At 73.3% G+C, this 19695-nt stretch carries 13 protein-coding genes; 7 read left to right on the plus strand and 6 right to left on the minus strand.

Going from position 1 to position 19695, the window contains the following annotated elements:
- Window positions 1–31: 31 nt before the first annotated feature.
- Complete coding sequence (locus tag ACIO3O_RS21920) at window positions 32–1528, minus strand: hypothetical protein (RefSeq protein WP_401748317.1); 1497 nt, start codon at window positions 1526–1528, stop codon at window positions 32–34.
- A gap of 235 nt (window positions 1529–1763) precedes the next feature.
- Between ACIO3O_RS21920 and ACIO3O_RS21925 the strand changes: the two genes are divergently transcribed.
- The 3 genes from ACIO3O_RS21925 to ACIO3O_RS21935 all read left to right on the plus strand — a co-directional run bounded on the left by ACIO3O_RS21925 (window position 1764) and on the right by ACIO3O_RS21935 (window position 5567).
- Window positions 1764–2885, plus strand: a complete 1122-nt coding sequence (locus ACIO3O_RS21925; protein WP_401748318.1) for an aminoglycoside phosphotransferase family protein — start codon at window positions 1764–1766, stop codon at window positions 2883–2885.
- A gap of 296 nt (window positions 2886–3181) precedes the next feature.
- The gene (locus ACIO3O_RS21930) at window positions 3182–3445 is read left to right on the plus strand and encodes a GlsB/YeaQ/YmgE family stress response membrane protein (RefSeq protein WP_401748320.1); all 264 of its coding nucleotides are present in this window, start codon (window positions 3182–3184) and stop codon (window positions 3443–3445) included.
- 238 nt (window positions 3446–3683) lie between these two features.
- Entirely contained in the window at window positions 3684–5567 is a 1884-nt protein-coding gene (locus tag ACIO3O_RS21935; RefSeq protein WP_401748322.1) for an N-acetylmuramoyl-L-alanine amidase, read from the plus strand.
- A gap of 60 nt (window positions 5568–5627) precedes the next feature.
- On the opposite strand, the gene ACIO3O_RS21940 is transcribed toward ACIO3O_RS21935, so the two are convergent.
- The 5 genes from ACIO3O_RS21940 to ACIO3O_RS21960 all read right to left on the minus strand — a co-directional run bounded on the left by ACIO3O_RS21940 (window position 5628) and on the right by ACIO3O_RS21960 (window position 12666).
- Complete coding sequence (locus ACIO3O_RS21940; RefSeq protein WP_189827555.1) at window positions 5628–6125, minus strand: hypothetical protein; 498 nt, start codon at window positions 6123–6125, stop codon at window positions 5628–5630.
- 63 nt (window positions 6126–6188) lie between these two features.
- On the minus strand, window positions 6189–6995 hold the full coding sequence (locus tag ACIO3O_RS21945; RefSeq protein WP_401748324.1) for an alpha/beta fold hydrolase: 807 nt from the start codon (window positions 6993–6995) through the stop codon (window positions 6189–6191).
- A gap of 196 nt (window positions 6996–7191) precedes the next feature.
- On the minus strand, window positions 7192–10728 hold the full coding sequence (locus tag ACIO3O_RS21950) for an ATP-binding protein (RefSeq protein ID WP_401748326.1): 3537 nt from the start codon (window positions 10726–10728) through the stop codon (window positions 7192–7194).
- Window positions 10729–10825: 97 nt separating this feature from the next.
- On the minus strand, window positions 10826–11710 hold the full coding sequence (locus ACIO3O_RS21955) for an aldo/keto reductase (RefSeq protein ID WP_401748328.1): 885 nt from the start codon (window positions 11708–11710) through the stop codon (window positions 10826–10828).
- Between the two features lie 14 nt (window positions 11711–11724).
- Window positions 11725–12666 carry an NAD-dependent epimerase/dehydratase family protein gene (locus ACIO3O_RS21960; protein WP_401748330.1) on the minus strand — a complete coding sequence of 314 codons (942 nt, stop codon included), beginning with the start codon at window positions 12664–12666 and terminating at the stop codon, window positions 11725–11727.
- Between the two features lie 70 nt (window positions 12667–12736).
- On the opposite strand from ACIO3O_RS21960, the gene ACIO3O_RS21965 reads away from it, so the two are divergent.
- From ACIO3O_RS21965 to ACIO3O_RS21980, 4 genes are all read left to right on the plus strand, one after another.
- On the plus strand, window positions 12737–13657 hold the full coding sequence (locus tag ACIO3O_RS21965; RefSeq protein WP_401748331.1) for a LysR family transcriptional regulator: 921 nt from the start codon (window positions 12737–12739) through the stop codon (window positions 13655–13657).
- Window positions 13658–14482: 825 nt separating this feature from the next.
- Complete coding sequence (locus ACIO3O_RS21970) at window positions 14483–16633, plus strand: hypothetical protein (protein ID WP_401748333.1); 2151 nt, start codon at window positions 14483–14485, stop codon at window positions 16631–16633.
- A gap of 73 nt (window positions 16634–16706) precedes the next feature.
- A complete protein-coding gene (pelF, locus tag ACIO3O_RS21975; protein WP_401748335.1) occupies window positions 16707–18215 on the plus strand; it encodes a GT4 family glycosyltransferase PelF in 1509 nt (502 codons plus the stop codon).
- Complete coding sequence (locus ACIO3O_RS21980) at window positions 18212–19609, plus strand: hypothetical protein (RefSeq protein WP_401748337.1); 1398 nt, start codon at window positions 18212–18214, stop codon at window positions 19607–19609. The genes pelF and ACIO3O_RS21980 overlap by 4 nt, the downstream gene beginning before the upstream one ends.
- Window positions 19610–19695 lie beyond the last annotated feature (86 nt).

Below are 19695 nucleotides of genomic sequence, written 5' to 3' on the forward strand. Positions count from 1 at the left end.
GGTGCGGTCGGTGCTCTGCGGGGAAGTGCCGCTAGACGGCCGTCCCCGCTCCCCTCGTTCCGCCCACCTTCTTCGGCATCACGCGCTCCAGTTCCTTGCGCAGGTCGTCGATCATGGGGTAGTCCGCGTACTGGGCGGTGAGCCGGTACATGCTGCGCAGCCGGTCCCAGGTGCGGTGCGAGGAGGTCTCCCCCATCGAGTTCAGGGCCAGCCGGGCGTACCGGTCGGCCTGGTCGGGGTCGTTGCCGATGAAGCAGGCCGAGGCCATCGAGATGTGGTCGAAGAGCTTCGAGCGCTGACGGCCGTCGGGCCGCAGCTCCAGGGCGAGCCTGGCGTGCCGCTGGGCGACGGCCGCCGCGGACGGCTCGTGCTCGGCGAGCGTACGGAACGCCAGGGCCTGCATGCCGTGCAGGTCCGCCTCGTCGAACATCTGCATCCAGCTCGGCGCCGGCGTCTTGCCGTCGTCGGAGACGAACAGTTCCTCGGCCTCGCCGAGGGTGCGCCGCATCGCCTGGCCCTGCCCCATGGAGGCCTGCGCCCAGGCCTCGATGGTGTGCAGCATGGCGCGCGTGCGGGGCAGGGTCTGTTCGCCGGAGCCGGACTTGGCCAGCTTCATCAGGTCGAGTGCGTCGTCGGGCTTGCCCAGGTGCACCATCTGGCGGGCGGCCCGGGACAACGCCTCGCCGGCGCGCGGGCGGTCTCCCCCCTCGCGGGCCGCGTGGGCGGCGATGACGAAGTACTTCTGGGCGGTGGGTTCCAGGCCGACGTCGTGCGACATCCACCCGGCGAGGACCGCCAGGTTCGCGGCCACTCCCCACAACCGCCTTTGCAGATGGGCGGGTTGCCGGTAGGCGAGCATGCCGCCCACCTCGTTGAGCTGGCCGACGACCGCCTTGCGCTGGAGGCCGCCGCCACGTGAGGCGTCCCAGGCGCGGAAGACGTCGACCGAGCGTTCCAGTGCGTCGATCTCCTGCGACCCCACGGGGGCCGCTTCGTACAGGTCGTACCCGGCACGCTCCACGTGCAGGGGTTCGTTGACGCGCGGCCCGTCGGCCGCGAGCTTGGGGTCGGTGTGCAGCCAGTCGTACATGGCGCTGGTCAGTGCGGAGCCGGCGGCGAGCGCGGCGCCCGCGCCCACCAGGCCGCGTCGGTTGAGCATGAGGTCCATTCCCGTGAATTCGGAGAGGATCTCGGCCAGTTGCTCAGACGTCCACGGCACGCCGTCGGGGTGCTCGGACTTGCCCGGTGCCCGTCGTCGTCCCGTGCGCCCATGGCGAGTGAACCCGAGGTCCTCGATGGTCACGACACGACCGAGTCGCTCGGTGAACAGGGCTTCCAGCACCCGGGGCACGGGATCACGGGGGGACTCCCCCATGTCGATCCAGCGCCGCACCCGAGAGGTGTCGGTGGCCAGCTGGGGGTGGCCCATGGCCGCCGCCTTCCGGTTCACCATTCTCGCGAGTTCGCCCTTGGACCATCCGGTCAGTCCGAACAGGTCGTTCAGGCGGGTGTTGGGTTCTCCGCTCACGTCAAGCCCCCAGGTTCTCGGCTGACTTGACATTAACCCGCCGCGATATGCGTCGCGACTATTCGCCATGGTTCGCCAGGGTGCGCCAGATGGTGTGCCACCCGCGGCCGGGTCTTAGGTAAGAGTGCGCCACCCCGGCCCGGCAGCCGGCTCGTACTCCCCAGGGTGCGAAAGCCGTCCGCCGGGGCGGGTGGCGCACGCAACTCGTCGGCACACGAAGGGACCTGTACCGCCCATGTACACAGCATCGTCCTCCGTGTCCGCCCCGCCCCGGCCGCACCGTCCGCTGGCGGTGGGCAGCGGACCGTATCTCGATCCGCACCACGCCGCTGCTGCGGGCACCGGGCGGGCGCGGCGTGCGGCGGGGCCCGGAACCCAACCCCTCAGCGGGAGACTCGACTTGTCCGGCCCCCAGGGCGCGCAGCTGCGGTCGGCTCTCGCGTCGGTGCACCGGATCTGCCCGGAGTTCCATCCGGTGCAGGTGATGCGCCGCAGCGGGCGTTCCGTCCTGCTCGTCGGCACCGTGGGCCGTACGACCGCGGTCGCCAAGTGTTTACTCGACCAGTCCGAACAGTGGACCGAGAGGTTCCGGCACGAGATAGCTGCGTACCGCGCCTTCGTCCGGCACCGTCCGCCGGTGCGGGTGCCCCGGCTGATCGCCGCGGACCCCGACAACTGCACCCTGGTGATCGAGCGGATGCCGGGCCGGGCCGCGGCCCTGACGCGGCACCCGGCCGAGGCCCCCCCGCGGGCCGACGTCCGGGCCGCCCTCGGCGCGATCGACAAGCTCAACCACTGGCGGCCGCCGGCCGAGATGTTCGGCCAGCCCCTCAACTACGGCAAGCGGCTCACCGATTTCCACGCGTTGGGCCTGTTCACCGACCGCGACCTGGGCGACCTGCAGAAGCTGCTGCACGGCATCTCCCGGTCCTCGCTCCCCTGGCAGTTCTGCCACGGCGACGCCCTGCTCTCCAACATGATCCTCTCCCCGGCCGGTCCAGTGCTGGTGGACTGGGAGCATGCGGGCTGGTACCTGCCGGGGTACGACCTGGCGACGCTCTGGATGGTGCTGGGCGACGCCTCTCCGGTGGCGCGCCGTCAGATCAGCCAGCTGGCGCAGGCCGCGGGCACCGCAGCGCGGGACGCGTTCCTGGTGAACCTGATGCTCGTGACGACGCGCGAGGTGCGCAGTTACGAGGCGAAGGTGCAGCGCACGATGCGCGAGGCCCCGCCGGCGGGCACGCTGACCGCTTCGGGCATCTCGCCCGGCGAGGAACAGCGGCTGCTGCTGCGCAGGCTGCACGACGACTGCGCGCTGGCCCGCCGGGCGGTGCGGGCGGCGGTCGGCACGCGCTGAGGACACCCGCTGCTTCCTGGGCCCGGGGTGGCCGGGGAGCGGCGGTGGAGGGGAAGGGCGGAGGGCAGTGCCTGGGCGCGGGCGCTGCCTTCCGCGCTGTCCGGGGTGTTCCGGACGGGCGGCGATCCGGGGGCGGAGGCGGGGTCGAAGGTCCTGCGAGCTGCGGGACCTTCGGCCCTTTGTGCGGCAGATGGGCCGCTTCGCAGTCTTGGAGGCGTTTCGACCCCTTGTGCGGGGAAAGCAGGAAGAAGCTCCGGCCGACGCCGGGGTTCTTTTCGCACGGAGGTAGGAACACTGTGGGCATCATCGCGTGGATTCTGATCGGCCTGCTCGCCGGAGCCATCGCCAAGGCCCTGATGCCGGGCAAGGACCCGGGCGGCTGCCTGGTGACCATGCTGATCGGCATCGTGGGTGGTCTGCTGGGCGGCTGGCTCGGCAAGGTGATCTTCGGGGTGGAGTCGATCAACGGCTTCTTCTCGCTGTCGACCTGGGTGGCTGCGGTCGTCGGTTCGGTCATCGTGCTGGCCCTGTACCGGATGGTCTCGGGGCGCAGGGGCTGAGCCCCGTCAAGGGCGCGGGCGGTCGGTCGTATCGTCCGATCAGGTGGCAGGCGCCCGCCCGGCAGAGCCGCACCCACGGCCCGCGAAGCCCGGGTCCCGCACGGTTTTCGACGGGTACGAGGCCCGCTCACGGCACGTCGCCACGCGACGCCGCCGGGGCGGGCCTCCGCCGTACGGGGGCGTCCGGTCGGCATCATGAGCGGCTCCGCCGCCCGCTGCGCTGCCACCGGAGGACGCCTTGCACCTTTCCGCCACCAGGACGGGGGGCGTCGCGGCCGCCGCCGCCCTCCTGCTCAGCCTCACCCCGCTCGCCGCTTCCGCCGACATCCCCGACGTCCCCGTGCCGGGGGCGCGGGCGGTCCCGGCGGCCGACTCCCTGCAACAGGCGTTCGGTGTTGCCGCCGACCGGTACGGGGTTCCGGCGGACCTCCTGCTGGCGGTGTCCTATCTCCAGTCCCGCTGGGACGCGCACGACGGGTCGCCCAGCGTCGGCGGCGGCTACGGGCCGATGCACCTGACGGACGCGCGCACTCCCTGGCCCCGACTCGCCGACGGCGAGGGCATGTTGGCGCAGGCCGCGTCCCTCACCCGGCGGCCCGTGGCAGAGCTGCGCGCCGATCCGGCCGCCAACGTACGGGGCGGGGCCGCGCTCCTCGCCGCCGCACAGCGGCGGGCCGGGCACGCCCCGAGCGCCGATCCGGCCCGCTGGCGGGATGCACTGGCGCTGTTCTCCGGGGCACAGGAGCCTGCGGCGGCCCGGGCCTACGCGGACGAGGTGTTCGCGGTGCTGCGGGAAGGCCCGCACCGGACGAACGACGCCGGGCAGAGAATCGCCCTACCCGCCCACCGGAGCACGGCCGGGGCCCCGGAAAGCACGGACCGCAGCGCCGCTCCCGCCCGGGACGCCGCTGCGTCGACCGGCCCCGTGGAGTGCCCGCCCACCGTGTCCTGCGAGTGGATTCCCGCACCGTACAAGAGACTTGACGGGTCGTCGGACGGTGACTTCGGCAATCACGACCTGGCCGACCGCGACCGGGACGGCAGCATCGACTACATCGTCGTGCACGACACCGAGGGCTCCTGGAAGACCGCGCTGCGGCTCGTCCAGAAACCGGACTACGTGTCCTGGCAGTACACCCTGCGCTCGTCCGACGGGCACATCGCCCAGCATGTGCCGCTGAAGGACGTCGCCTGGCACGCGGGGAACTGGTACACCAACGCCACCTCGGTCGGCCTGGAGCACGAGGGCGTCCTGACCGCGCCGGACGCCTGGTACACGGAGGCCATGTACCGCGCGTCGGCCCGGCTGACCCGCTACCTCGCCGAGCGGTACGACATCCCGCTCGACCGGCTGCACGTCCTCGGCCACGACAACGTGCCCGGCGCCACCCCGGAGTCGGTGCGCGGCATGCACACCGATCCCGGCCCGTACTGGGACTGGGCGCACTACTTCGAGCTGCTGGGCAAGCCCTTCGTGCCCACGGCGGGACCGGACAGCGCGGTGGTCACCGTACGACCGGAGTACCAGGCACACCGTCCGCCGTACACGGGCTGCGGCAAGAAGTCGACGGAGCCGTGCCCCGAGCACGCTTCGGGTGCGGTGCGGCTGCACACCGCACCGGACGCGAAGGCTCCGCCGGTGAAGGACATCGGGCGGGGCACGGACTCCACGGTCCAGGTGAACGACACCGGGGCCCGCGCCTCCACCGGGCAGAGCTTCGCGGTGGCGGAGCGGCGCGGGGACTGGACGGCGATCTGGTACCTCGGGCAGAAGGCCTGGTTCACCAACCCGGCCGCGCGGCCGACCGCCGTGAACACGACGGCCCCCCTGCTCACCCCGCGCGCGGGCCTGGCGTCGATTCCGGTGTACGGCAGGGCCTACCCGGAGGCGTCCGCGTACCCGGCGGACGTGCCCGCCCAGCCGGTCGTCCCCCTGACGTACCGCATTCCCGCAGGTCAGCGGTACGTCGTCGGGGAGCGTGCACCCGGCACCTACTTCCATGCGAAGGAGTACGGGAAGCCGGGGCGGGTGATCCGGGGCACGGAGGTGTACTACGAGATCCAGTACGGGCACCGGATCGGGTACGTGAAGGAGTCGGACGTGACGGTGCTGGGCGGCTGAGTGCCGGGGCCGGGCGGCTGAGTGCCGGGCCGGGCGGCTGCCGCGCCCGGAGCGTCCCGGTCAGCCCTGGAACATCTCCGCGGGCAGCGGCTTCAGCAGTGCGTACAGGTCGTCGGTGATCGGCCGGTCCCAACTGGCGATCGTGACCAGGACGTTGTCGCTGCGGTCGAACTGCACGCAGGAGATCCGGCTCTCGGAGAGCTTGAGGCGGCGCACGATGAGGAGGTTGTCGCCCTGCATGACGGGGACGTCCTCGGTGCTGACGACCTCGACCTCCTCGTCGTTCTCCAGCGCGAGCAGGAGCTGGGCGACCTCGAAGGGGACCTGGCCCTCGCCGAGCTCGCGGGCCGGGGCCCCTTCGGGCAGGTTCCCGATCACCATCGCAGGGCCGCGCCCGCCGAACAGGTCGTAGCGCAGGAAGACGCCCTGGCAGGTGCCGTCGGGGGCGGGCAGCAGCCCGGCGCCGAGGTTTCCCGGCCAGTCGCCCGGGTCCATCGCGAGGACGTCGAAATCCGGCCCCGTGGGCGTGGCGGAGGGGCGGCGGCGGAGGAAGGACATGCGGACATGGTACGTGGCCGGGGCGGGCCGCGTTCAAGCGGTCGGCCCTTCCCCGGCCACCTCTCAGGGCTGCCGGGGACCCGGGCGCAACGGCTGTCCCTCGCCCGCTGCGGCGCGCAGCAGGAGGTCGGCGAGATCCTCGGGGCGCGACAGCATCGGGTAGTGGCCGGTGTCCAGGTCGAAGTAGCGCGCGGTGGGGTCGGCGAGCATCCGGAACTGGGGGTTCCCGGTGTCGACGAGCGCCTGGATCACGGCGGTCGACGCGAAGCCGCCGCGGGTGCAGAACACGGCGCTGAACGGGGGCCAGGGGGCGTCCTTCGGCAGGTCGAGCGGCTGGTCGAGGGTGGCGAGGGGGTGGGGGGCGCCGAGCTGTTCCATGCGTGCCAGGTCCGCCTCGCCGACGTCGGCGAGGGAGCCCCAGAGGGCGGCGTCGTGCATCGGGGGCACGGGGAGGCGCCAGCCGTCGTGGCTCGCGGCCAGGGCCTGGAGGCGGTCGCGGTAGGTGGGGTCGGGGTTGGCGTCGATCACGGAGCGGCCGTGGGCGGGGAGGGCGGCGTCGAGGAAGATCAGCCGGTCGATGCGGCCGGGGCGGCGCAGGGCGGCGCCGACGGCGGGGTGGATGCCGTAGCTGTGGCCGACCAGGACCACGGGCTCGGTGGGGTCGGCGGGGTCGAGGTGGTCGAGGGCCTGGAGGATGTCCTCGACGTGGGTGGCGAGGGTGGTGGAGGGGGTGGCGAGGTGGCGGCGGTCACCTAGGCCGGTGAGGGTGAGGGGGTGGGGGTGTGCTCCTTTTCGGCGGAGGTGGTGGGCGGTGTCGCGCCAGATCCAGGCGCCGGTGTAGCCGCCGGGGGCGAGGAGGAGGTGGGGCATGGGGGGCCTTTCTGTGCGGGTGGAGTGGTGGTTGCTGTTCGTGCCGGGGGCGCTGCCCCCGGACCCCCGGATTTCGCCCCGGTCCCGCCCCTTTCCCTAAAGCGCTCGCCGCGCGGCTTGAGATTTGGTTGCTCGCGCAGTTCCCCGCGCCCCTGAGGGCGTGCCCTTCGGGCAGCCATCCCGGTCGCGATCCCCCTTACTCCCTCAACGCCGACCCCAGTCCTTCCCGCTCCGTGCCCAGCTTGCGGTAGGCCGTGGACATCAGGCGGGCGACTCCCGTCTCGTCCGTGTTCAGGGCCTGCGCGATGTCGCGGACCGTGTCGCCCCGGACCGTCATGCGTGCAGCCGTCCGTTCCCGGGCGGTCAGGGTCGACGTGTCCTCGTCGGTCGGGCGCAGGCGGCGGGGGCGCAGCCCCGCGGCGGCCAGTTCCTGGCGAGCCTGTTCCGCGAGGCCGTCGGCGCGGCACTGGAGGGCGCCTTCGAGCGCTCGGTAGAGGTGTTCCGCGGCCTCCTTCGAGCGGGACGTCCGGCGCAGTTCGCGGCCCAGGGCGAAGAGGGTGCAGGTGAGTTCGTAGGCGGCCGGTGATACCTCCAGGAACGCCTTCGACTCCTCCAGCAGCTCGACGCGTTCGGCGGGTGTCGCCGCGACCTCCGCCTGGACGCGCAGCGCCTGTCCGACGACGGAGGGGGTGCCGGTCAGGCGGGCCCGGGCGACCGCCTCCCGGGCCGTGGCCCGGGCCCGCTCCGGTGCGTCGTGCGCCTCCGCGCGGGCGAGGTGCAGCATCCAGGGGCACCAGCCGGGGTTGCGGATGCCGCGCGGCTCCAACCGCCTTCCGGCGGCGGCGAGTTCGGCGGCGGCCTCCTTCGGCAGGCCGCGGGCGAGGAGCAGTTCCCCGTACACCGTCTGCGAGTCGGGGAAGGTGACGGCGGCGGGGAACGGCTCGCCGAAGCCGTGCCGTTCGGCGACCTCGGTGGCCTCCTCGACCTTGCCCCGGGCGAGCAGGACCTGGACCAGGGCCCCGACTCCGTACCACTGGACGGGGGTACGGACTCCGGTGCGTTCGGCGAGGCGCACGCCCGCGCGGATGAAGTCCTCGGCCTCGATCAGGCGGCCCCGGCGCAGGCGGATGTAACCGAGGAGGGTGTACGCGAAGGACAGGTGCGCCCCGCGCCAGCCCTGGCTCTCGAACTCGGCGATGCCCGGCGCGAAGAGCTCCTCGGCGCGGCCGGGCCGGTCGGCGTACATGAAGACGAGGGCGGAGAGGACCGGGACCTCGAAGCCCCGGCTGTCGTCGGCCCAGCTCAGGCCGCCGGCCAGGGCGCGTTCGGCGTGGTGGACGGGGACCGTGGAGTGCTCGCCGCGCAGGGTGGCGTCCCAGGCGCGCAGCCCGATGATGTACCGCTCGGTGACGTCGCGGCCGGTGAGGCGGTCGGCGAGGCGGGCCAGGCGGCGGGAGCGGGCGGGCGAGTCGGGTTCGTCGGCGCGGAAGGCGTCCCACATGAACTTCTCCGCCTGCATGCGCAGCCGGGTGCGGGCGTCCTTGGCGGTGCGGGCCTCGTGGACGAGGAGTTCGCAGGCCTCGGCGAGGCGGTCGCTGTGGGCGAGGACCTGGGAGAGCCGGTAGACGATGCCCTGGCGCAGGGCGGGGTCGTCGATGGGTTCTTCGAGGGCGGCGCGCAGGTGGTTGACGGTGGTGGCGGGTTCGGTGAGGAGGGAGGCGCAGCCCAACTCGTAGAGGACGGCGGCCCGTTCCTCGGTCTGCGGGGGTTCGCGCAGGGCGCGGGCGAGGGCCCGGCGGGCGGCGTCGGGGGCGCCCGCGCGCAGTGTTTCGCGGGCGGCGGCGCGCAGGTGCTGGACCGTCCAGGGGTCGGCCTCCGGGTGGGTCTCCAGGAGGTGGCGGGCGGCGGCCGCCGAGCCGAGCCCGGCGTCGACGACGCACCAGGCGGCCTGCCCGTGCAGGGCGACCCGGAAGGCGTCGGGTATCGCCCGGTAGATGGCGGTGGCGATGAGCGGGTGCACGAATTCCAACGGTGCGTCCGGGTCGCCGGTCCCGTCCTCCCGTGTGTGCGGTACGGCCAGGATGCGGGCCTCGCGGAGCCGGTCGACGGCGTCGGCGGCGGCCTCGGTGCCGAGCCCGGCGAGGTTCCCGGCCAGGCCGGGGGATATCTCGGTGCCGAGGACCGCGCAGGCCCAGGCGAAGCGGACGGTGGCGGTGCCCAGGCGTTCCAGGCGGGCGACGAGGCCGCTGCCCTTGACGGCGGCGGCGATGCCGGGCACCAGGTGGACGCTGGCGGCGGTGGGCGGGAGCTGTCGTTCGTGGGCCTTGGCGAGGAGTTCGACGGTCTCGAAGGGGTTGCCGCCGGTGACGTCCCAGCAGGCGCGGCAGAACGGGTCGTCGGCGTGCGCGCCGAGCGTGGCGCGCACGAGTCGGGCGGTGGCGGCGCCGGTGAGCGGGGCGAGGCCGAGCGGGCGGTGTCCGGCCCGGCCCGGGAGCGTACTCAACTGGCGTGCGTGGTCCGGGAGTTCGTCGGGGCGGTAGGCGACGACGAGGAGCATGGGGAGGTCTTCGACGCGCGGGGCGAACGCGTTGAGCCAGCTCAGCGACTCCGGGTCGGCCCAGTGTGCGTCGTCCACGACGACGACCAGGGGTGCGCGCTGGACGGCGAGGTGGGTGAGGACCCAGTCGAGGCCGTCGCGCAGGCCCTGCGGGTCGGGCGGTGCGCCCTGGGCGGTGGTGCACAGCCCGAGGGCCGGGGCGACGATGTCGTACCAGCTGCCGAGCCGTGACCGCAGTGCCGTGTCGGACTCCCCGGCGAGCTGCGGCTGGAGGAGTTGGCGGGCGACGTGGAAGGCGACGGTCTGCTCCTGGTCGCCGCCGCGCGCGGAGAGCACGGTGCACCCGAGGGCGGCGGCGCGACGCCGGACCTCGGCCAGCAGTGTGGTCTTCCCGAGCCCGGCGGGCCCGGCCACGGCGAGCAGCCCGCCGCGCGGCGGCTCGTGCGCGGCGGCCGCCCGCTCGGCGATCCGGAGCACGCGCACCCCCGCGCCGGGCTCCGGCCGCAGGTCGCTCTGGACCGCGCCGGGGTCCTCGACGCCGATCGCACCGCCGTACGGGGTCGGGGCGGGGGCGGCACCCCGGGTCGGCGTCGCACCGTTCGGGACGACGCGCAGCCCGGGACCGCCGCGTACGTCCGCCGGTCCGCCGACGTACGCGCCCGGCGCCGCGGCAGCACTGCCCGACCCGGCATCCTCGCCCAGAGCCGCGGCGGAACCTCCGCCCTGCGGGTCCGCCGGTCCGCCGACGTACGCACCTGGAGCCGCGACGGGGCGCCGGGGCCCGGCACTGCCGCCCGGCACCGCGCCGGAACTGCCGCACTCGGCATCCGGGCCCGGTGCGGCAGTGGCCCCCGGAGCCCCGTCCAGAGCCCTGCCGGAACCACCGGACCCCGGCGCCCCGGCAGCAATGCCCGACCCCGTGTCCCCGCCTTGGGCTGTGGCGGAACCGCCTGGCCCCGCGCCCCCGCCCTGAGCCCCGCCCGGGCCGACGCTCCCCGCATCCCCGTGACGCCCCGTCAGCGCGTGCAACGCCTCGTCGACGGCGGCGAGTTCGCTCTCGCGCTCGAACATTCGGCGTCCGGGTACGCCGGAACTCCGCGACATGTCGTCCCCCAACTCCCGTTCCGCTCCCGGCGCGAGGCGGCGCCGGCGGGCAGAGCCGAAGGTGTCCAGCATATGCCTCCACCCCCTGGTGAGGGGGTTTTGCGGGGAGCTGCTGGCGGTGGTGCACAGTCGGCCGTGGCCGGAGTCGGTGGGCGATCCGTGACCCGGCTCAGCCCGACAGAGCGTCCTCCAGGTCCGCCAGTTCCTGCGTGTCCAGCGTGAGCTCCGCGGCGCGGGCGGAGTCGGTGATGGACGCCGGGCGGCTGGCTCCCGGTACCGGGATCAGTGCCGGGGAGCGGGCGAGCAGCCAGGCCAGGGCGATCTGCTGTGGGCTGGCGCCGCGTTCGGCGGCGATGCGGTGGAAGGCCGTGCCGATGGAGGTGGCTCCGGAAGGGCCGTCGAGGGAGCTGCGGGAGATTCCGCCGAGTGGGCTCCAGGGGAGGAAGGCCAGCCCCAGCTGTTCACTCAGCCGCAGTTCGGGCTCGCTGTCGCGGACGGCGGGCGAGTACTGGTTCTGTACGGACACCAGACCGTGGCCGAGGATCTGGTGGGCCTGGCGGATCTGGTCGGTGGTGACGTTGGAGATGCCGGCGGCGCGGATGGTGCCGGTGTCGAGAAGCTCGCGCAGCGCGCCGACGGATTCCGCCCAGGGCACGGTCGGGTCCGGCTTGTGCAGTTGGTAGAGGCCGATCGCGTCGACGCCCAGGCGCTTGGCGGAGGCTTCGGCGGCTTGCTTGAGGTGGGCGGGGGTGCCCGTGATGGTCCAGCTGCCGTCGCCGGGTCGGCCGCGGCCGCCCTTGGTGGCCACCAGAACGTGGGAGGTGTCGCCGCCGTAGCGGGCCAGGGCGCGGGCGATCAGCAGTTCGTTGTGGCCCGTCTCGTCGGCATGCCAGTGGTAGCTGTCGGCGGTGTCGATCAGAGTGACACCGGCGTCGAGGGCGGCGTGGATGGTGGCGATGGCCCGTGTCTCGTCGGGGCGGTGCTCGATGGACAGCGGCATGGCGCCCAGGCCGACGGCACTGACCGTGTGGTGGGCGATGGTGCGGTACTGCATGGTGGCCCTGCTCCTTAAGCGGTGGGAACGGCGGATGCGGCGGCGAGGGTTTCGGCGACGGCGTCGGGCAGCCAGTCGGTGGTGCGGGAGAAGGCGAAACCCAGCGCCTTCGCACGGGCGTTGCTCATGGCGTAGTGGCGGTCGAAGGAGAACGGCGAGGCCTCCTCGCCCTCCGGGACGGTCCGGTAGACGGCCTCCCGGCCCGCTTGCGCGGCGACGATCTCGGCGAGGTCGTAGACATCGACCGGGCCGTCGGAGCAGGCGTTGACCGGGCCGGTGAAGTCGGCCGCGGTCGCCCACACCAGCAGGTCCGCCAGTTCCGCGTAGTGGATGAAGACCGTGGGCAGCGCCTGCGTGTGCACAGCGATCTCTTCGCCCCGGGCGATGCGCCCGGCATAGTGCGCCAGCCGACCGGTGAATTCCTGCGTGCCGCCGCCGAGTACGTGGGCACTGCGCACCGAGGCGAAGGCAAAGCTGCCGGCGTGGGCGAAGGCGGCCTCGGCCTGCCGCTTGCCCTCGGCGTAGTGCGCCTCCAGGTAGGCGGCGTCGTGCCAGGGCAGGTCCAGGGCCACCTGCCAGGTGGCCGGGTCCACCTGATCCTCCGGCACGGGTGTTCCCGAGGGCGCGGCCGGGAGGGCGGCGGTCCGGGGATCGTAGACCTCGATGGTGGAGGTCATGACGTAGCGCCGGGTGCGGCCGGCGAAGGCGCGGGCGGCGATGGCGGCCTGTACCGGGGTGTAGCAGACCTGGTCCACCACGACGTCGAAGGTGCGGGTGTCGAGCGCGGCCAGCAGGGCGGCCTCGTCGTTGCGGTCGACGACAAGGTGTTCGACGCCGGCGGGCGGCGGGGTGGAGCCGCGGTTGATCACGGTGACCTGGTGGCCCGCGGCCCGCAGTCGTTCCACCAGGAGTTTTCCGAAGTACCGGCTTCCGCCGATGACGCAGATCCTTTGCATGCCCCCATCCTGGAGACCTACTGTCATCAGCAGAAGTCCCTCCTTGCTGAATCGGTATGAAGGAAAACTGTTGATCGATGTGCAGCGGCTGCGCGTGCTGCGGGCGGTGGCGGAGCACGGCAGCTTCAACCGGGCGGCTGCGGCTCTCCGCCTCACCCCCTCGGCCGTCTCCCAGCAGGTGGCTGCCCTGGAGCGCAGCCTCGGTGCCCAGGTCGTCGCACGCAGCACCCGAGGCGTCACCCTCACACCGGCCGGCCGGATCATGGTCGGTGCCGCCGAATCCGTCGCGGCGGAGCTCGTGCATGCACAACAGCGGGTCGCCGAACTCAGCACTGGCCGCACCCAGCTCACCCTCGCCACCTTCACCAGCGGCGGGAGGCTTCTGCTCCCCGCCGCTCTCGCCCGGCTCACGGCGGCCCATCCCCGCACCGTTCTGCACATCAGGGAGGGCGAACCCGAGGACACCCTTCCCCTCGTCCGCCAAGGTGCCGTGGACCTCGCCCTCGCCTACCACTTCGACGGCCCGCTGCCCGTCGGACCGGGCCCCAGCCCCAGTCTGGAGTGGACGCCACTCCTGGAGGACCCCCTGCACGTCGTCCTGCCGCAGGGGCACCGACTCGCCCACCACGACGCGCTCGACCTCACCGACCTGGCAGCCGAACCCTGGGTGCTCGGCTGCCTGAAGACCGAGGCCTATCTGCGCCGCTTCGCCGAGCGCGCCGGGTTCGATCCGGACATCCGCGGGACGACCACCGACTACTTCTTCGCCCGTTCGCTCGTCGCCGCAGGCATGGGAATCACCCTGATCCCCTCCATCGCACTCACCCCCGAGATCCCGGGCCTGAGCACCGTCCCGATCACGTCGCCGGGCCCGGTCCGGCACATCGGGGTCGCCGCGCTCGGCGGCCGTGGTCGGCCCCAGGTCACGGCACTCCTTCACGCCCTGCGCGAGCAGGCCGACGAGCACACCACCGCGAACGCGGGCACGTGATCCACCGCTGCCTGGCGGTCGGCGTCCGAGCCAGGGCACCGGGGCCGGGACCGGCGGCGGGAGGAGTCGACGCACGCGCCATCCGTGCACTGACGCCACATCAGGCTTCACAGGAGCTTCACAGGTTCGGCCGTACCCGTGCACGACAGTCGTGGCCCCTCGTCCGCGCCTCCTCACACCCACCGCGACCGGGCCGCCGGACAGGGCGCCACGCCGACGCGCGGGCGGGGCGTCCGCCGGACAAGGAAGCTCCGGTTCACTTTCACCCCGCGTCCGGAATGGACGCGTTCGAGGACGGATTCGAACAGGCACTCCCGGGCGGCCGCGCACATGGTTCGCGCCACTGGTCTGACAGTGGCGCCCGGATCAACCCCGTCCCACCTCAGCGACCCCGCCGGAGCCGCCCGAGGGGCACGGGTCCCACGCTTCGAACAGTCGACCACTCGCCCAAGTGGCCGAATATCTCCCTCCGTCGGCAACGCTCGGTGGACTAGTCCACTGGCTCTTCACGATGAGTGCAGGACCGGTCACGGAAAGCGGTTGCGGCCAGTACGGGGACGGCCTGCGGCACCCCTCGGGAGCCGATCACCTACCCACGGTGACCGTCCCCCCGAAGGCGTCGAGCCTTGCCCCGATCTCCAGATCGACACCTACTTTTTTTCGTCAGGTTTCACATCAGGCACACAAATGCTGCACTCAGGCATGAATATGTGAGTCAACAGAGCACGTCGGCGGCACCCCGCGCGGGAACCGTCGTCGTGATGGGGGTGGGGGGCCGCCCGGTGTCGCTGCCGTGCGGGCCCGTTCGGGAGGGAAGCTCACCGCATGAAGCGTCTCAGACGTCAACGCGCTTTCGGGGCCGGTGCCTTGCTGCTGGCACTGGGCCTGTCGGCCGCACCGGCCGGCGCGCTTCCGGCACCGCAGGCGACGGCCGCCGAGCAGCCGCGCATCGACCTGCGGGTGCTGGTCGTCAGCGACGGCGGCCCCGGCACCGCCGCCATCGCCGCCGAACTGGACGGTGCGGGCACCCCGTACACGCTGGTCGAACTCGGCAACGCACAGCGGCCGTTGATCGACGCGGCCTTCCTCGCGGACACCGTCGACGGGCGGCCCCGGGCGAAGTTCCAGGCGGTCGTGCTGCCGAACGACAACCCCTTCCCGGCCGGTTCCGCCGAGATGGCGGCGCTGGTCGCGTACGAGCAGACGTACGCCGTGCCACAGGTGGACGCGTACACCTACGCCTCCGCACAGAACGGCCTCCAACCGCCCGTCTACAGCGGGTCCGTGGACGGCGTGCGCGCCGAGGTGACGACGGCGGGCCGCGGCGGCCCGTTCGGATACCTCGAAGGGGCCGTACCGTTCGAGGACAACTCGCCCATGGTGGGCGAGAGTTACGCGTTCCTGGCGCGTCCGGCGGCCGGGGCGGACTTCACGACGTACGTCGAGGCGCCGATCCCCGGCGGCACCGGCACGGGCAGCCTGGTCGGCGAGTACCGGCACGACGGGCGGCGCGAGCTGGTCGTCACCTTCGCGTACAACCAGTACCAGCAGCAGTTCCGCCTGCTGGCGCGCGGCATCGTGGACTGGATGACGCAGAACGTCCGGCTCGGCGCGGCCCGCAACTACTTCGCGGTGCACGTCGACGACGTGTTCGCGGCGGACGACCGCTGGGACGCCACCCTCAACTGCACACCCGGGGACGTCGACTGCCCGCCGGGACAGGGGCAGTCGAACCCCATCCGGATGACGGCGGCCGACGTCCAGCACGCCGCCGCCTGGTCGGCCTCGCGGGACTTCACCCTGGACATGGCGTACAACGGCGGCGGCAGCGTCGAGCACCGGGAGAACAACAACGGCGCCGACCCGCTCGCCGACTCCTTCGTGGCGCAGCGCGGCGACTTCCGGTGGATCAACCACACCTACGACCACCCCTTCCTCGGCTGCGAGCAGGACGTGTCGTCGGTGCCGTGGAAGTGCGCGAAGAACCCCGACGGGTCGGTGAAGTACGTCAGCCAGACGGAGATATCGCGGCAGATAGCGGACAACCGCCAGTGGGCGGCGACCCAGCAACTCCCCGTCGAGAACGACGAGTTGGTGACCGGTGAGCACTCCGGCCTGAAGGTCTCCCCGCAGCAGCCCGAGGACAACCCGAACCTGGCCCCCGCGCTCGCCGCGAACAGCATCGGCTGGCTCGGCTCGGACAGTTCGCGCGAACCACAGCAGCGCCAGGTGGGTCCCGCGAAGACCGTCTCGCGCCACCCGATCAACATCTTCTACAACGCGGGCCGCGTCGCCGAGCAGGTCGACGAGTACAACTGGATCTACACCCGGCGCAACCAGGGCGGCAGCGGCCTCTGCGAGGACCTGCCCAACACCACCTGCCTGCCCGGTCCGCTGGACGCGGCCACCGGGTACGCGCAGTACATCGTGCCGCAGGAGATCTCCACCGCGATGGGGCACGTGCTGGGCAACGACCCGCGCCCGCACTTCATCCACCAGTCCAACCTGGCCGAGGACCGCATCGCCTACCCGGTCCTGGACGGCACCCTCCAGCGCTACGACGACCTCTACACGGCGTCCGCGCCGCTGGTGAACCTGCGGATGCGCGACATCGGCGCGGAGCTGCGCGACCGGGCCGCCTGGAAGGCCGCGCTGAACGCCGGGCAGGTCGGCGCGTACCGCATCGGCGACACGGTGACCGTGCAGGCCCCGGCCGGTGTCCGGGCCACGGCCACCATGCCGGACGGCACCCGCCGGGTCATCGCCTCGGGCACCGACGCCTTCGGGCAGGAGTACGCGGGCACGGTCTCCGGGTGGGTCGCACCGGACGGCGGCCAGAGCGCGGTGACGCTGAAGCTGGCGGAGGTGCCGGACCTCGGCGCGCCGCAGGGCGGCTCGGCACCGCTCAGGGCCGCTCCGCGCACCCCCGTTCCGCCGGGCGTCGTCCGCTCCGTCCCGTACCAACCACAGCGCTAGCCACGCACCAGCGAGGGCGGCCGCCCGGGCCGCCCCGACACTTCCCGCACCCTTCTTGCCGTGGAGCGCATCGATGCACGATCCGCACCGCGCACCGCACTCCGGTGCCGCGCGCGTCACCCTCCTCACCGAAGGCACCTACCCGCACAGTCACGGCGGCGTGAGTGTCTGGTGCGACCAGCTCGTCACGGGCATGCCGGACATCGACTTCGACGTCGTCGCGGTCACCGGCACCGGGCGCGAGTCCCTCGCCTGGGAGCTGCCCGGCCACGTCCGCGAGGTCCTCTCCGTCCCCATGTGGGGGCCCGCCCCCGCCGGTGCGCCGCCGCGCGGCCGTCGCCGACGGCAGCTGATGGCCGCGTACGAACGGTTCCTGACGGCGCTCCTCGACCCGGGCGCGGAGGACGGGTTCGCCCCCGCGCTGTACGAGCTGGCGCACGCCGCCCGGGACGGGCTGCTCAGCCCGGCGCTGCGCAGCGACGCGGCGATCCGGGTGCTGACCGACGTGTGGAACCGGCCGGGGCTGCCGGTGGGCGAGGCGTCGCCGACCGTGCACGACGCGGTGACCGCGACCGGGCTGCTGGAGCACGCGCTGCGTCCGCTGTCCGCTCCCCCGCCGCGCACCGGCGTCTCGCACGCCGTCAGCGGCGGCGTGGCGGTCCTGCCGGGCCTCGCCGCGCTCCAACTCCACGGTGTACCGCTGCTGTTGACCGAGCACGGGGTGTATCTGCGCGAGCGCTACCTCGGCTACCGGACCGGTCCGTACCGCTGGCCGGTCAAGGCGGTGCTGCTGGGCTTCTTCCGGCTGCTCGCCGAAGAGACGTACCGCAAGGCCGCGTTGATCACGCCGGGCAACCGGTACAACCGGCTGTGGGAGGAACAGGGCGGCGCACCGCCGGAGTTGATCCGTACCGTCTACAACGGCGTGGACCCCGCCGCCTTCCCGCCCGCCGGGCCCGAGCCCGCCGGCCCCACCCTGAGCTGGGCGGGCCGGGTGGACCCGATCAAGGACCTGGAGACGCTGATCCGCGCGTTCGCCCAGGTGCGGGCCCAGCTTCCGACGGCGCGGCTGCGGCTGTTCGGCGGCACGCCGCGCGGCGGGGAGGCGTACCGGGAGCGCTGCGAGGCCCTGGCCGCGGAGCTCGGGCACGGTGACGCGGTGACCTTCGAGGGCCGCGTCGACGACATCAAGGACGCGTACGCGGCGGGCAACGTCGTGATGCTGTCCAGCATCAGCGAGGGCTTCCCCTTCACCCTCATCGAGGCCATGTCCTGCGGGCGGGCCACCGTGTCCACGGACGTGGGCGGGGTGCGCGAGGCCGTCGGCGACACCGGTCTGGTCGTGCCGCCGCGCGATCCCTCCGCGATGGCGGCGGCCGCGCTGGAACTGCTGCGGGCCCCGGCCCGGCGGGCGGCGATGGGCGAGGCGGCGCGGCTGCGGGTGATCGAGCAGTTCACGCTGCGGCAGACGGTGGACACCTTCCGGGAGATCTACGTCGACCTGGCGCACGGCAGCCCGCGCGCCACGGGGACCCACTTCGACCACTCCGAGACCGTCCAGCTTCGGCAGGTGGCCGGATGAGCGGCCCGATATCCCTGGAGCAGCACCGCGGCAAGGAGGACACGCTCACCCTGCGGCTGGCCTCCCTGTCGCAGGTCACCATGGCGTTGCGGCTGCCGCGCATCGGGGCGGGCCGCCGGGTGCACCCGGACGACGCGGTGGACGAGCTGGCGGCCCGGCTCGCCGACCGGATCGGGCCCGCGGTGCACCCGTACGAGGTGGCCGCCCTGCTGGAGTCCGAGGGCCTGACCGGCGAGGCGATCACCCGGAAGTACGGGCACAAGGACCTCTTCTCGCTGGCCCAGGACCTCTACACGCGGGTGCCGCGCGACTTCCCGGAGCCGCCGGGGGCAGCCGACCCGTGGGCGCCGGACCATGTGCGGTGCGCGTTGCGCGGGGCGCTGTTCGGGCTGCCGGGGCTGGCGTATCCGCTGACCTCGGGGCTGTGGTTCTCCGACGGGGCGGTGGCCGCGCTGATCGTGGCGGGGCTGATCTCCTGGGCGTGGAGCCAGGGGCTCGCGCACCGGGCGTACCTGCGGCTGGCCTCCGGGCGGCACGAGGCCGGGCGGACCCTGCTGTACGGGGCCCCGGCGGGCGCGCTGCTGGCGTCGGGGGCGGCCACCGCGCTGGCCGGGCCCACGCCTGCCGCGCTGTTCGCGGTGTGGCAGTCGGTGTACCTGGCGGCGGCAGGTGTGCTGCTGGTGTTCGCCCGGGAGCGGCTGCTGCTGGCCACGCTGGTGCCGGTGATCGCGGGTGCGGCGATGCTGCTGTGGGTGGAGCCGGGGCCGTGGGTGCGGGCCGGACTGCCGCTGCTGACCGCCGTGTTGGTGGTGGCGGTGGCCGGTCGGGCGATCCGTGATGCGGTACGGGAGGATCCCGCACCCGGTGCGGTGCGGCCCGGGGCGGCCGTGTCGTTGCCGTACGGACTGTTCGGCCTCGGTGCCGGAGTGCTGGTGATGTGCGCCGGGCTCCAGCACGCGTGGGCGGTGGTCGTCCTCACGCTCAGCATGGGTCCGGCCGAGTGGCTGCTCTTCCGCTACCGGGGGCTCTCGGTGGCGGCGTTGCGCAGGGCCGCCACACCCACCGGATTCCGGGCCAAGTCCGCTGCCGTCCTGGGTGGTTGCCTGGCCGTGTACCTGCTGCCGCTGGCACCGGCCGCGTACTTCACCGGGGCCGAGATCGCCCCGCTCCTCGCGCTGGCCGCCCTCCTGTGGACGGCGCTGCTCCTCCAGGCGTTCGGCGTCGCCTGGGCCCCTGCCGGGCTGACGCTGTGCGCGGCGGCCGGGGTGGCCGCGGACGCGTTCCTGCGACCCCCGGCGGGTCCGCTCGTCCCCCTGCTGTGTTGCGGCGCGGCGGCCGTGGGCCTGCTGGCGTGTGCGCTGCACCTGCTCGGGCGTCCGACGGCGCACGCCTGAGAGCCCCTTCCCTCCCGACTTCTGCGGCGCCCCCGGCCCCCGGGCGCCTCCTTCCGGGCAACACCTGCCCCTTGTCTCCCAACAAC

The organism is Streptomyces sp. NPDC087440 (assembly GCF_044744005.1).
Lineage (GTDB): Bacteria > Actinomycetota > Actinomycetes > Streptomycetales > Streptomycetaceae > Streptomyces.

Coding starts and splice junctions, on each gene's coding strand:
- ACIO3O_RS21925 (WP_401748318.1), top strand. CDS start 1,764: ATGTACACAGCATCGTCCTCCGTGTCCGCCCCGCCCCGGCCGCACCGT.
- ACIO3O_RS21940 (WP_189827555.1), bottom strand. CDS start 6,125: ATGTCCTTCCTCCGCCGCCGCCCCTCCGCCACGCCCACGGGGCCGGAT.
- ACIO3O_RS21945 (WP_401748324.1), bottom strand. CDS start 6,995: ATGCCCCACCTCCTCCTCGCCCCCGGCGGCTACACCGGCGCCTGGATC.
- ACIO3O_RS21950 (WP_401748326.1), bottom strand. CDS start 10,728: ATGCTGGACACCTTCGGCTCTGCCCGCCGGCGCCGCCTCGCGCCGGGA.
- ACIO3O_RS21955 (WP_401748328.1), bottom strand. CDS start 11,710: ATGCAGTACCGCACCATCGCCCACCACACGGTCAGTGCCGTCGGCCTG.
- ACIO3O_RS21960 (WP_401748330.1), bottom strand. CDS start 12,666: ATGCAAAGGATCTGCGTCATCGGCGGAAGCCGGTACTTCGGAAAACTC.
- ACIO3O_RS21970 (WP_401748333.1), top strand. CDS start 14,483: ATGAAGCGTCTCAGACGTCAACGCGCTTTCGGGGCCGGTGCCTTGCTG.
- pelF (WP_401748335.1), top strand. CDS start 16,707: ATGCACGATCCGCACCGCGCACCGCACTCCGGTGCCGCGCGCGTCACC.
- ACIO3O_RS21980 (WP_401748337.1), top strand. CDS start 18,212: ATGAGCGGCCCGATATCCCTGGAGCAGCACCGCGGCAAGGAGGACACG.